This window comes from Streptomyces sp. NPDC050315 (genome assembly GCF_040655775.1).
GTDB lineage: Bacteria > Actinomycetota > Actinomycetes > Streptomycetales > Streptomycetaceae > Streptomyces.
Genome location: NZ_JBFAKN010000003.1, coordinates 578,405 through 591,414, shown reverse-complemented (window position 1 = coordinate 591,414; position 13,010 = coordinate 578,405). Strand labels below are relative to the sequence as shown.

Genomic DNA, 13,010 nt, shown 5'->3' with positions numbered 1-13,010 from the left:
GCACGCGGTGACCGTCCCGATCGGATCGGGAGGTGCGCGATCATGTGAGGCCGGCGTCCCGGGCTCGCGCCACGACGGCGGCTCGGTTGTTCAGGCCGAGCTTGGTGAGGATCACGGAGACGTGATTGCGTACGGTCTTCTCGGACAGGTACAGCTGGCGGGCGATTTCGTGGTTGCCGCAGCCGGTGGCTATCAGACGCAGCACCTCCCGCTCGCGGTCAGTGAGCTCGGGGAAGACCTGGGCGGCGTACTCCTGTTCCGTTCTCGTGAAGAAGGCGGCGATGCGGCGGGCCACGGGCCGCCCGTAGACCGCGTTGCCCGCCGCGATGGCCAACACGGCACGGATGATCTCTTCGCGGTCAGCGCCTTTGAGGAGATACCCACCGGCTCCCGCGCGCAGAGCGCCGAACAGGGCGTTGTCCTCCTCATGCATGGTAAGGATGAGCACACCGGTACCGGCATGGCGGGTGAGTATTCGCGCCGTCGCCGCAGCCCCGTCCAGGCCCGGCATGGCCAGGTCGGTGATTACGACGTCCGGAGCAGTACGGTCAACAATGACAAGCAGATCGTCGCCGGTGGCCGCTTCGCCGACGACCTCGACTTCAGGAGCCGCAGCCAGAGCCGCCGCCAGCCCGTATCGGAACATGGGGTGGTCATCGGCGATGACCACGCGCACGGCAAGGCGTTCGGTCATTTCTCCTCCAGCGGCAGAACGGCGGTGACCACGGTTCCAGGCCAGTCGGCGTCGATGGCGAACGTGCCGCCGAGCGCCACGGCTCGTCGCCGCATGGACGTCAGACCGACGCCCGGGAGCGCGTCACCTACTCCGGTGCCGTCGTCCGCGACGGTGATGTGCAACGAAGAGCGGTCTCCGGCCTCGGGATCGGCGGATACCGCGAGCGTGACAACAGCACTGTGGGCGTGCGCGTGGCGGACGCAGTTGGTCAGGGCTTCTGTCACGATGTGGTACGCAGCGGCCTCGACATCCCTTGGCAGATCGGGAAGTTCCCCCGCGAGAACTTTGACGGGCAGGGCCGGTTCTATCGTTCCGGCCTGGCGGCGGATGGCGGCGACGAGCCCCACCGCGTCCAGCACTGCCGGCCGGAGACCGTCGATGATGCGGCGGATCTCCTGCACTGCGGCGTCCACTTCGGCGCGGATACGGAGCAGCAACACCTGGCACCCGGAGTAGTCCTTGCTGTTGAGGAGGTCGGTGACCGCCTGCAGCCCGAGGCCGACGCCGGACAGCGAGGGGCCGAGCCCGTCATGCAAGTCGTGGCGGAGCCGGACACGTTCGCTGCGAACGGCTACGTACACCCGGTCTCGCTCATGTTTGAGAGCCTCCGTAAGGCTCAAGGCCAGGACCAGGACGGCTATTTGGGAGGAGAGAGCCTGCAGTAGCTGTCTTGCCGAGCGGGTGTAGTACCTTCGCGTGTACGGCGGAGCCAGGCGCAAGGTGCCGACGTTGCGCCCGCCGACGCGCAGGGGGAGATCCTGCCCGGTCGCGGAGCTCCCCACGGCGCTCAGCAATCTCCCGTCGGGCGCCAGGACGGCGACTCCCGACGAGCGTACCGACTGCATGACGGCGGCGAGCGCGGCCGGCAAGAGGTCGGTCTCTTCTGCTGCTGCGACACGTCTGCCCAAATGTGTCATGGCAAGCAGAGGATCTCTGTGTGCGCCGTACACGAAGCGCTCGACAGCCCGTTGCAGCCGGTCCCGAGCCGGCGCGAAGAGCATGGTGACCAGCGCGGCGCACACGACACCGGGCAGTGGCCGCCGGTCGAAAGCGGCACCCACGAGGGCGCTCGCGGCCATGTACACAAGGATGATGGCGGCAGTCAGCAACCCGTAGACCAGCCCACGGCGCAGCAGGATCTCGACGGCGGACATCCGGTAGCGCAGCATCCCGATGGCCACCGCGACCGGCAAGAAACAAGATAACGCGGCGAGTACGAGTGCCACTTCCTCGTTCAGCCGCCCCACCGTGATGGTACTGGCGAGGGAGGCCGGCGCGGCCGCACTCACCATGAGGGCCAGCCGCTGACGGTGCGGCGGCTGTGCGTGCATCAGGCGGAGCAGCGTTGCCGCCCAGATAGTGACCATGGAGACGGCCACCAGAGGCAGGCACACGGCCATCAACAGGACGGTGAGGGTCAGCCCGGGCAGGCGGACCGGCGGGTCGAGCCCCGGAAAGAAATACCGGTAGGTGCTTGGATCGAAGGCAGCGGTGAACGTCAGCAGGGCCGTCCCCGTCAGCGCCCCGGCGACCGGCCATCGCCACCAGCGCGCCGGCAGACGGCCGTCGGGATACACGGCCAGCAGCACCGACTGAGGTATCAGCCAGCCAGGGACGAACAGTCCACAGGTGAGAAAGGCGGACACAGAGGAGGCGGGCCAGGGCGGATCGGCCACGATCGCTCCGTAGCCGCCGTATGCCGCGGGTCCGAGGACCAGGGCAGCGTTGCTGCCGAGTACGATCCACCCCACGATATTGCGCGGGCGGAGGGTGGCGAGGACGGCACCCGTCACCGCCCACAGCAGGGCCGCGGTACCCACCACTGCCACATACCGTGTGCTCGTGGCGGGCCCGACCGCGCCGGCCCCGGGCAGGGTACTCACCCAAAGCGCGAAGCCCACCGCAGCAGCGCTCAACAGCGCCGCCGTCCATGCCACAGCACGGGCCATCATCTCTTCAGTTTGCGGCTCTTCCGTTCCCGGAAGCCATACGCAATGTCCCGGGCGCTCCGGGAAAAGCACCCGACGGATACAGGATTTGTCGCACGGACAAGAGCGCCATCCATGAGTGCCGGTCTTCAACTACCCAACCTGCCCAGGGAATAGGGCTTGGGGCGTGCTCACTGTCGTACTCGGAGCACATGGATTCCGAAAGAAGCCGTCAGACCCCGGCGTGTCACAGGACGCGCCAGGCGCTCGCTGCTGAGGCACGGCGCCGGTTGTGAAGCGGTGCCGGCTGCTGCCATTGGCGGCCGGGCGCCGAGGCCATCTCATCGGGCAACCCGGCGCCCCGCCGTGACCTCAGAGTGGGGCGCCTGGTCGATGGACACATGAGGCAAGGGTCCTGACCGTCGTAGGCACTTCTCCCGGAGCTACGTCAGCCCTTGCCGGCAGAAGGTGAACGAGCGGGCAGGAGCCCGCACTTTGAGCTCAGCTCAGGGCCCGGTTCTTCCGGGCGATGTCCCTCGTCATTGGGGACCTCCGCCTCATGCGAACGGGCAGCTGGGCGATGGACAGTGGTTTCGCACAACAGCCGCCCACCAGGACCGCACACACTGCGGTGCGCGGGGGAGAAGCGCATGCCCTGCGGCCCTGGTGCGGCGGCCCCCGACCGACCGAGACCGATGAAGGGAGGTGCACGATGCGGAACTCATACGAGATCCCGACGCTGGTGAAGGTTGGTTCCTTCGCCCAGCTGACACGAGGCCATTACCCCTGCGGTAATAAGGACCACTGCCACGGCGGTCGCCGCAAGCCCTGCCACTGAGCGCGATAGGAACGCAATGACCCATCTCTCTGGGTCGGTGCACGGCGAGGTGTGGTTCGTGGCCCTACCCGACCACGCGGCCACCCTCGCCGTGTCCCAATCACCGGCCATGTCCAACACACGGCGAATCGACTACGCTTCCGGCCGCCCCTGGCTGCTGGGCCAGTGGAACGACGCAGCCGTCGCCCTCGCTGACACCGGTTCCGTGCGGGTCGCGCTGATCGGCCACTGTTCCATGACCAGCGCGGAGCTGACGGAGGCCACCCGGCCCCTGCACAGCGTGCGCGCCCTCGATCGGCTGCTGCCCCGACTATCGGGGTCCTGCCATCTCGTGGCGGCTGATGCGAGCGGGTTACGAGTCCAAGGAACGATCACCGGTATCCGGCGTGTCTTCCATGCGCGGGCCGGGGAGGTCGATCTTGCCGCCAGTCGCGCCGACGTCCTCGCCCGCCTGGCGGGAACGGGGATCGACGAGCGCCGGCTGGCGACCCGACTGCTGGTCCCCGATGGCCCGTACCCGCTGCAAGGCCAGTCCCTGTGGGCCGGCGTCGATGCCGTGCCGGAGGACGCCTACGTGCACATCAGCGGCGCCCGGCGCGGCACGGTAGTGCCATGGTGGCAGCCGCCCGTCCCCGGTCTCTCCCTCACGAAGGGGGCCCTGCGGCTACGCGATGCCCTCGAGGCGGCGGTCACCGCCGCAACGCGCGGTGGCGGGAGGCTGAGTTGCGATCTGTCCGGGGGGATGGACTCCACCCCCCTCTGCTTCCTGGCGGCACGCCGGGCGGACCACCTCAGCGCCTTCACCTTCTCCACGATCGATCCCACCGATGATGACCCGTACTCGGTGAAAACGGCACTGGCGGCCCTGCCCGAGCTGGAGTGGATCTCCATCAGCGACGACGAAGCCCCGATGCCGTTCGACGGTGTCAGCGCACCCGGTACGGCAATGGACGAGCCGTTCCTTGGGCTGGAGGACCGCAGCGCCAATCTCGAGGTCGCGCGGCGCCTCTCGGGGCGCTCGCGGATGCACCTGACCGGCCACGGCGGCGACGAGGTGTTCGAGTGTCCACCGAACTATCTGCACGATCTCGTCCGCACCCGTCCCCGTCTGGCCTGGAACCACCTGCGAGGCCACCGATACGCCTACCGCTGGCCGCTGCGCGACGCGCTGATCGCGCTGGCGGACCGGAAGAACTACGCTCAGTGGTTCGCCGACACGATGTCCCACGTCACCCAACCGCAACCACAGCCCAGCGCGGCCCAGGACCTGGCCTGGGGCCTGTCGTCCTGCCTGCCCCCGTGGGCCACCCAACGGGCCGCGGATGCGGTCCTTTCACTTGCCACCGAGTCCGACGGTGAACCGCTCGCGGACCGCCGCGGCGAGCACGAAATGCTGGAAGGCATCCGCCGCAGCGGCCGGGACGCCCGGCTGCTGGCCTGGCTGATGGCGGACAACGGTCTGCCGATGGCCGCGCCCCTGCTGGACGACCGTGTGGTCGAGGCATGCCTGGCCGTACGACCGTATGAGCGCACCACACCCTGGCGTTTCAAACCGCTCATTACCGAGGCGATGCGGGGCATCGTTCCCCAGGAGATCCTGCGGCGCACGACCAAGGGTGGCAGCGGCGCGGACGAGTTGGAGTACAAGGGCCTGCGCACACACCGCGCGGAGCTGCTCACGCTCACCCACGACTCCCACCTGGCCGCCCGGGGACTCATCAACCCCACGCTGCTGCGCCGTATGTGCACCAGTGGTTTCCTGCCCGGCCTTCCGCCTGCAGCCCTGGCACGCACCATCGCCTGCGAGGCATGGCTGCGCGATGTAGAGGCCGCCGACCGACCTTCAACACACTCAGAGAGGCCGACATGATCACTCGGCTGTCCCCCAACATATCGATCGCGCAGAACGAGGACGGAGCCGTGCTGCTCGACGAACACCGCGGCGAGTACTGGCAACTCAACGCCTCAGGTGCCGACGTCCTCAATACGCTGCTGGACGGCGGCACCGCGGGAGACGCGGCACGCCTGCACGCCGCTCACCACCCCATCACGGCTGATCAAGCGGCTGCCGATGTGAAGCAGCTGATCGCCTCGCTGCGCGCCGCACGCCTCGTGGAGGTGGAGGAGCCATGAGGGAACCGGACCGGCTCGTGACCACTGCCCCCGCCACGACGCTGCGCCCCGCCACCCCGCAGCACGACCGGAGTGCCATGCCGCTTCGTCACAAGGTGGCGGCACGCGCGGCGGTGGGCGCGGCACGCTTACTCGCACGGCAGTCGCCCGCACGCATCCGTACAGTCCTCGGCCTGCTGCGCCATGGCGCCGTGCCTGCCACGTACGAACAGGCCGGCCGCGCCAGGCGTGACGTGGTGGCAGTGAGCCGAGTGTGCGCGGGGGAGGGGTGCGTGCCCCGTTCACTCGCCACCGTTCTGCTGTGCCGGGCCAGGGGCGTATGGCCCACGTGGTGCGCCGGGGCACGGATTTACCCCTTCAGCGCACACGCTTGGGTCGAAGCCCAGGGCCGGCCCGTGGATGAGCCGCCCGGCACTGATCGCTACCGCGTCATCATGCGTGTCGCACCACACCGACCGGGCCGAGTTGCGTCGCCGACGAACGCAGAGGCGAGCAATGTCCGGTCGTGACAATGGGCACCCGCACGAGGAGGTGGGCACACGCGAACCGAACGCCGACAGCGAGCTTGTAACGCAGCGCAGCGCTGCTGATCGTGTGCCCCTTCGGACGCTGCTCGCCACCGCTCGCGGCCACGGCAGGGTGATCCTTCTCGCCCTGGTGCTCGCGCTGGCTGCCTCCGCGTTCACCTTGGCTCAGCCGGTGCTGGCGATGCGAACCGTCGATGCCACACGCAGCGGCGACGGCCTCGGCCCGCTCATAGCGCTGCTTGCCCTCGTATTCCTGGCGCAGGCACTCACTGAGGCCGTCGCGCACTACCTGCTGCAGCGCGTCGGCGAAGGCATCGTCCTGGGGTTGCGGACCGGACTGGTCTCTCGTCTGTTGCGGTTGCGGATGCGGACGTACGACAGCCACCGGGTCGCCGACCTGATCTCCCGCGTCAACGCCGACACCACCCTGTTGCGCGACGTGGTCGCCTACGGTTCGGTGGACGTACTGTCCGGGCTGCTCATCGTGACCGGGGCGACGGTCATGATGCTCTGGCTCGACCCCATCCTCTTTGCTTGCGTCTGCGCCGTGGTTGCCGTCGCAGTCGGTGTCACCGCGCTGGTGCTCAGAGGAATCCGGACCGCCACCGAGCGGGCGCAGGACAGCATCGGCAGCATGGCGGCCGACCTCGACCGGGCACTGTCCGCCATCCGCACCGTCAAGATCAACCATGCCGAGGTACGTGAAACCCGGCGCATCACTGAACAGGCGCGCGCAGCCTGGCGCGCCGGTGTGCGCGCCGCCAAACTCGATTCCGTGGTGAGCCCCGCGATCGGACTCGCTGCCAACGGCTCCTACATCCTGGTCCTGGTCGTGGGCGGTGTGCGGGTCTCCCACGGCACGCTCTCGCTCTCGCAGCTCGTGGCGTTCCTCCTGTATCTCACCTACCTCGCCTTACCGTTGACCGACCTCTTCGGGGCCGCGAGCCTGGTGCAAAAAGGCCGTGGCGCCCTCAAGCGCATTGAGGACACGGCCCGCCTGCCTGTCGAGGACGGACCGGAACCAGGGGTTCGCCATCCCCTGCCCCGCCCCAATGGTGCTGCGAGGGCGCAGGTGTTGAATGGGCCGAGGCGGCACGTACTGGAGCTGCGCGACGTCCACTTCGCCTACCGCGACCGCCCGGTCCTGCAGGGCGTCTCTCTCACCGTGGCGCACAACTCCCGCACGGCCCTCGTCGGACCGTCCGGAGCCGGGAAGTCGACCATCTTCGCCCTCATCGCCCGCTTCTACGACCCCGACCGGGGCACGATCTTCCTGGACGGGCAGGACACCCACGGCACGCTCACTCGAGCCGACTGCCGCGCGCGCATCGGCCTGGTCGAACAGGACGCCCCTGTCCTCCACGGCACTCTGCGCGACAACCTCAGTTACGGCGCCCCACAGGCCACCGACGCCGAACTGCTTCGCGTCATCGAAATGACCAACCTGGGCGAGCTGGTCCGCAGACTACCGGCCGGTCTCGATACCCCGGTCGGCGACCGAGGATCGCTCCTGTCCGGAGGCGAACGCCAGCGCGTGGCCATTGCCCGCGCCCTACTGCCCCGGCCCTCCCTGCTGCTTTTGGACGAACCCACCTCACACATGGACTCCGAGAACGAAGCAGCGCTGGCCGAAACCATCGAGCAGGTAGCCACCGATTCGGCCCTGCTCATCATCGCCCACCGCATCTCCACGGTCAGCTCTGCGGACCGTATCGCCGTCCTCGACGCCGGACGCATCCGTGCCATAGGCACCCACCAGGAGCTTCTCCGCTCCAGCGACCTCTACTACAGGCTTGCTCAGGGACAGGTCTTCGGTGCCTGATCGACTGGGGAGGAAGTGGTCGGACTTGCCTCGGACCAGTGCAGTGGCGATGCCTGGCCGCTGTGTTGCTGCTGTTGTGATCACGGTGGGCAGAGGACGGAGGCTGGAGCCGACAGTCTGGAGCCGTTTGCCGCATCGGGTACTACATTGCTGGTACGGCCCCACCATCTCGGTGGGCGGGATTCGTGGCCGCCGGTGCTGGGGGTGGCGAGGTGAGCGAGCACGAACGATTACGGGACGAGGTTCTCCGCCGTGTGGGGGTCTTCCTGACTGCTGAGGACAAGAGCGTCCTCCTGGAACCGGCGGCGGAGCGTGCCGCGACAGCTCTGCGCGAGTCGGCCCAGGCAACGTTCGAAGGCATCCCCAGCATGGACGTGCAGGATGGCCTCACCCTCGGCTTGTTTTACTGGTTCCGCTCCAAGGTCCAGCCTCCGGCCGCCGCCGCGCGGGACCGCGAAGAGTACATGCTGTACTTCCGTGGGCTGATGGCCACGGCACCGGAATACGTGCCGGACGAGGTCCGCGAGGAGATTCTCCGCGACCCCTCCGAACGCCGGGGCCTCGACGTGTTGGAGCAACTGTCGCTCATGGCCCGCGCCGAAGAGACCTACAACAAGGCGCGGGCCGACCGGGACCTCACGCTGCTGGATGAATCCATCGTACTGACCACGAGACTGGTGGACCTCGACCCGCTGGGCGAGGATGCGCCGCACTTCTTTGCGGCGCTGAGCCACCGGCTTCGGGACCGGTACGAGTGGGCCGACGATTCGGACAACCTCGACGCAGCGATCCACGCTGCTCACATGGCCGTGATGACGGCCGCACCGGCCGCGACGACGGAGGCAGAGTACTGGCCCCTGCTCGACTCGCTGGTCGCACTGCGCTTCGAGCGCACGAGCGATCCCATGCATCTGGACTATCTGGTGGAGGTACGGCGAGCCCGAGTCGCCGCATCGCCGGATGGTTCCGATGACGTACGGCTGCGGCTGGCCGAGTCGCTGGTACGGCGATTCGACGAGAGAGCTGACTCGGACGATCTCCGTGAAGCGGCGAGGCATCTGCGTCTAGGCGCGGTTGAAGCGGAACCGCAGGCCCTCGTCCTCCGTTTCGTTCTCCTGCAGTCCTGTTATTCCCACGACAATGCACTTGTCGACGAGTCGGCCCTGATCGAGGCCGGCCGGGCGGCGCTCGACCGGCTCCCGGCGGACGACAGCCGGGTACCTGGGCTGAAGTGCAATGCTGCCCCCTTCTTACTGGGCCGGTACGAGAAACATGGGCGCTCCGGTGATCTGGCGGACGCTCTCACTCTCGCGCACGAGGCGGTCGAGGCTCTCTCGGAGGACGACGAGGGACAGGCACTCGCGCGGGGTGTGTTCGCCCGCGCTCTGGTGTGTCGCCACGAGCAGGTAGTCCGCACCTCGCTCGCCGCCGGTTACGGGATCGCCTCCATCAGTGATCTGGATTGGGCACTCCACCACCTCAGGCGATGCATCGAGCTGACCCCTCCGGGGCACCCCAGGCGGTACAACGTGTTCGACGACCTTGGCGATGCCCTCCGCCGCGGCGCGGACACTGAGAACCGGCCCGAGCTGCTGACCGAGGCGATCGACGCCCACCGTATGGCACTGAAGGCGGCCACGGTTCCCGCCCAGCGTGTGGAGTCGCTGCGCAAATGTGCCCTCGCTCTACAGAATCGTTACCGGGCGAGCGAAGTAGAGGCTGACCTTGACGAGGCGATCGAGCTGTGCCGCCGAGCCGTGGCCATGGCTTCCCCGGGCTCCTACGAGGGTCGGCTGGCGCGCCTTGGCCTCGCCGAGAAATTGGCCTTTAAGGTGCTTCGCCACCCGGAACGCGAGGACGACCGACGGTGGGTCATGGAGGTATACCGAGACATTTCGGGTGATGAGGAAGTCGGATTCCGGGCTCGGATGAGTGCGGCGCGGAGCTGGGGACGGATCATGCATCAGGCGGGGCGGTACGACGAGGCGCTGAAAGGGTATGACGCAATGCTTGCTCTGATGCCAGAGGTCGTGCCCCTCGAACTCGCTGAGGCCGATCGTCTACGGCTGGCGGAGGAATGGGGCATCACGCCGACCATTGCCGCCACCTGTGGTATCGCTGCCGGTCGACTGGAGAAGGCCATTGAGTTGGTGGAAGGCGTTCGCATGCTGACGGCACCGGGAGTGGGAACGGCTGCTGCCTCTGCAGAGGAGCTTCGACGGCGACGCCCGGACCTCGCCGCACAGGTTGACGCGGCGCATGAGGCTGCGGCCGACAGTTTCCAAGAGCACGATGCCAGTTTTCTGCCAGCAGGAATCTCTGTGGTCACGAAGAACACGGAGGAGAGGTGCCTGCGCCGGGACGAGGGGGCACGGACGTGGCGTCGGACCCTAGCGCAAATCCGTGAAGTGCCGGGTTTTGAAGGTTTCTTGGCCCCAGCCGGGTTCGATGAGCTCTGCCGGGCGGCCGACCGTGGCCCGGTGGCTGTACCTCTCGCGAGCCCCGACCGGTGCGACGTCCTGCTGCTGACGCGGGACGGTGCCGACGTGTTGCCACTGCGGGTGACGATGGATGCCGTCGCCGACTACGTCGATCGCTACCGGGGCGTCCTCAACGCTTTGGGCCCGGTTCCCCCGAGCCTGCAGCAGCATGCCATGGTGGAGGACGACCTCGCTCAGATCCTCAGGTGGCTCTGGCGGGGAACCGTGCGACCCACGCTTGACAGACTCGGGTTACTCACTCACGCTGACCCCGACAGCCCCTACGAGTGGCCGCACCTGTGGTGGAGCCCCTGTGGACTCTTCTCCCACTTCCCGCTGCACGCTGCGGGAGAGTCCCCCGAGGACGGCGCGATGGACTACGTGATGTCTTCGTACGCCCCCTCGCTACGACTCCTGGCCCACCTCAACACCGGCCTCGTCCATGAGGAGCTCCAGGCGCGTGCCCCGCGGCTGCTCGCCGTGGGACTGTGCGACACACCTCAGCTGGCGAATTCCTCCCTGCCGCATGTGCCCAAAGAGGTGGCCGCAGTCAGCCGTATGTTCCCCGAGGGCCGACGCACCGTGCTGACCGACGCGGAAGCAACGGTCTCCGCGGTGGAAGAGGCACTCCCGCGCCACCACTGGTTGCACTTTGCCTGCCACGCTCGACAGAATCCGCGTAACCCGTCCTCTTCCCAGTTGTACCTGCACGACGGGCCGCTGACGGTGAGTAAGGTCCGTCGGCACGACCTCCGCAACAGCCGCTTGGCCGTGATGTCCGCATGCGAGACCGCCACCAGTGGCATCACTCTGATGGATGAGGGGCTGTATCTCGGGGGAGCGATGCATGTCGCAGGGTGTCCCGATGTGGTGGCGACTCTCTGGACCATCGCGGACAGCTCGGCAGCACAGGTGACCGAGAGGCTATATGCCCACCTGCTGCGCAACGGCGAGCCGGATGCCGAACAGGTGGCGACAGCCCTGCACCTGGCCGTGCACGGGCTCCGCGCGCAGGCACCCGACCTGTACAGCTCATGGGCGCCCTTCGTCCACATTGGAGCAGGCCGATGAGCCCGCAGCCGCGCTGGGAGGCGTACCGGTTCCTCCTGGACAAGGAAGAGGCCGTCGGTGCATCCCTGGTGCTTCCCACCGGCATCGACCCGGCCTCCGACTTCGACGTGGACACCGTGGCGTCCCTGCTGCGCGCGCTGTTCGTCGCCGACGAGCGCCTGACCGCCGTGTCGCTCAGGGTCGGCGACACCAAAATCGGCGCGGCGGGACGGGACCGCCTGCTGCACCTCACCGACCACCGCCTGCGGAGCGCGGTTGAAGGTGACGGGGCGGAACTGCCGGGGCCGTCCGCACAGTACCGGCTCCTCGCGTACACCTGCCGCACGGCCGGGTGCCCCGCCGCCGAGTGGCATGTCGTCGTTCCCGACCGCTCCCCACTCTGCCCGAACGGGCACGGCCTCCTCGAGTACGCCCCATGATGGCCACCGCCCTCCTCGATGTCCTGCGGCCACCCAGTCGTCTGGTGTCACTGCTCCCTGTCGTCGCCTGCGTCGCCTTCCTTCTGCTCATCCTTGCGTCCGGTGCACCAAGTGCCCCGCCCGATGCCGAACGAGCCTGGCGCACCCTGCAGGATATCGGAATCGGGCCGATCGCTCTGCTCATCCTGGGGCTGATAGTGGTGGCGCTGTTGCTCGACCCTCTGCAATTGCGGCTCGTTCGGCTGTTGGAAGGAGACTGGCCAAGCAGCCTTGCGGGCGTTTCCCGGCGGTCCATCAAGCGTCAGCGCACACATCGCGACCGTCTCGTACTCAGCACGCTGCTCGGGGACAGTCCCGGCCCTCGGGATGTGCAGAGGGTCGGGACGGCCGCCGCCGCCCTGCGACGGCGATTCGCCAGAGATGACAAACCCCCTCGCCCGACGGCACTCGGCAATGCGCTGGCCGCTATGGAGGACCGCGCGGGCTTGCAGTACGGCTGGGATGCCGTGGTGGCCTGGCCGCGCCTCTACCCGTTGCTGTCGCCAGGTGTCCGTTCCGTGGTGGACGGTCAGAGGGAACGGCTCGACACGCTGGCCCGACTGTCGGTGTGCTCGACCGTCACCACGGTTCTGGCGTCGGCGCTGCTGTATGCATCGGGCTGGTGGATCCTGCTCGCTGCACTCCCCGCTGCCATCGCCAGGACGGCATACATCGGCACTGTGCACACGGCGGTGGCGTACGGAAAAGCAGTGGAGGTCGCCTTCGACCTGCACCGCTTCGATCTGCTGCGGCACCTGCACCTGCCGTTTCCGCGCACTCTGCAGGAGGAACGCGTACTGAGCGACCAGGTGTGCCTGGTGTGGAGGCAGGGAGTCGATCTTGCATGCCGTTACGAACACCGCGATGGAGCCGACGGTCCCGTTGACGGCACCGGGGCACAGCCAGGCACGGGAAGCCCGTCCAGCTAGTGGGGGACCGTGCGGTTACATTCGGAGCAGAGGACACGAGTTGCTGGTATCGCGGTGCCCAGGAAGACGTAGCTGTGGACGTTGGACT

At 67.9% G+C, this 13,010-nt stretch carries 10 protein-coding genes; 8 read left to right on the top strand and 2 right to left on the bottom strand.

Features of this window, described 5'->3' with window-relative positions; translation table 11 throughout:
- Positions 1–40 precede the first annotated feature (40 nt).
- On the bottom strand, positions 41–676 hold the full coding sequence (locus AB0I82_RS13890) for a response regulator transcription factor (protein ID WP_363257438.1): 636 nt from the start codon (positions 674–676) through the stop codon (positions 41–43).
- A 14-nt stretch (positions 677–690) separates the two neighbouring features.
- A complete protein-coding gene (locus AB0I82_RS13885; RefSeq protein ID WP_363257437.1) occupies positions 691–2,688 on the bottom strand; it encodes a histidine kinase in 1,998 nt (665 codons plus the stop codon).
- A 505-nt stretch (positions 2,689–3,193) separates the two neighbouring features.
- Here AB0I82_RS13885 and AB0I82_RS13880 point away from each other — a divergent pair.
- From AB0I82_RS13880 to AB0I82_RS13845, 8 genes are all read left to right on the top strand, one after another.
- Positions 3,194–3,502: a lasso RiPP family leader peptide-containing protein gene (locus tag AB0I82_RS13880; RefSeq protein ID WP_363257436.1), complete on the top strand. Its 309-nt coding sequence runs from the start codon at positions 3,194–3,196 to the stop codon at positions 3,500–3,502.
- A gap of 16 nt (positions 3,503–3,518) precedes the next feature.
- On the top strand, positions 3,519–5,372 hold the full coding sequence (locus AB0I82_RS13875) for an asparagine synthase-related protein (protein ID WP_363257435.1): 1,854 nt from the start codon (positions 3,519–3,521) through the stop codon (positions 5,370–5,372).
- On the top strand, positions 5,369–5,635 hold the full coding sequence (locus AB0I82_RS13870) for a lasso peptide biosynthesis PqqD family chaperone (RefSeq protein ID WP_363257434.1): 267 nt from the start codon (positions 5,369–5,371) through the stop codon (positions 5,633–5,635). Before AB0I82_RS13875 ends, AB0I82_RS13870 begins: the two co-directional genes overlap by 4 nt.
- On the top strand, positions 5,632–6,144 hold the full coding sequence (locus tag AB0I82_RS13865; protein WP_363257433.1) for a lasso peptide biosynthesis B2 protein: 513 nt from the start codon (positions 5,632–5,634) through the stop codon (positions 6,142–6,144). Before AB0I82_RS13870 ends, AB0I82_RS13865 begins: the two co-directional genes overlap by 4 nt.
- Positions 6,131–7,984 carry an ABC transporter ATP-binding protein gene (locus AB0I82_RS13860; protein ID WP_363257432.1) on the top strand — a complete coding sequence of 618 codons (1,854 nt, stop codon included), beginning with the start codon at positions 6,131–6,133 and terminating at the stop codon, positions 7,982–7,984. The genes AB0I82_RS13865 and AB0I82_RS13860 overlap by 14 nt, the downstream gene beginning before the upstream one ends.
- A gap of 212 nt (positions 7,985–8,196) precedes the next feature.
- A complete protein-coding gene (locus AB0I82_RS13855) occupies positions 8,197–11,535 on the top strand; it encodes a CHAT domain-containing protein (protein WP_363257431.1) in 3,339 nt (1,112 codons plus the stop codon).
- On the top strand, positions 11,532–11,954 hold the full coding sequence (locus AB0I82_RS13850) for a hypothetical protein (protein WP_363257430.1): 423 nt from the start codon (positions 11,532–11,534) through the stop codon (positions 11,952–11,954). The genes AB0I82_RS13855 and AB0I82_RS13850 overlap by 4 nt, the downstream gene beginning before the upstream one ends.
- Positions 11,951–12,922: a hypothetical protein gene (locus AB0I82_RS13845; protein ID WP_363257429.1), complete on the top strand. Its 972-nt coding sequence runs from the start codon at positions 11,951–11,953 to the stop codon at positions 12,920–12,922. Before AB0I82_RS13850 ends, AB0I82_RS13845 begins: the two co-directional genes overlap by 4 nt.
- Positions 12,923–13,010 lie beyond the last annotated feature (88 nt).

Coding starts and splice junctions, on each gene's coding strand:
- AB0I82_RS13845 (WP_363257429.1), top strand. CDS start 11,951: ATGATGGCCACCGCCCTCCTCGATGTCCTGCGGCCACCCAGTCGTCTG.
- AB0I82_RS13880 (WP_363257436.1), top strand. CDS start 3,194: ATGTCCCTCGTCATTGGGGACCTCCGCCTCATGCGAACGGGCAGCTGG.
- AB0I82_RS13865 (WP_363257433.1), top strand. CDS start 5,632: ATGAGGGAACCGGACCGGCTCGTGACCACTGCCCCCGCCACGACGCTG.
- AB0I82_RS13850 (WP_363257430.1), top strand. CDS start 11,532: ATGAGCCCGCAGCCGCGCTGGGAGGCGTACCGGTTCCTCCTGGACAAG.
- AB0I82_RS13875 (WP_363257435.1), top strand. CDS start 3,519: ATGACCCATCTCTCTGGGTCGGTGCACGGCGAGGTGTGGTTCGTGGCC.
- AB0I82_RS13870 (WP_363257434.1), top strand. CDS start 5,369: ATGATCACTCGGCTGTCCCCCAACATATCGATCGCGCAGAACGAGGAC.
- AB0I82_RS13885 (WP_363257437.1), bottom strand. CDS start 2,688: ATGATGGCCCGTGCTGTGGCATGGACGGCGGCGCTGTTGAGCGCTGCT.
- AB0I82_RS13860 (WP_363257432.1), top strand. CDS start 6,131: ATGTCCGGTCGTGACAATGGGCACCCGCACGAGGAGGTGGGCACACGC.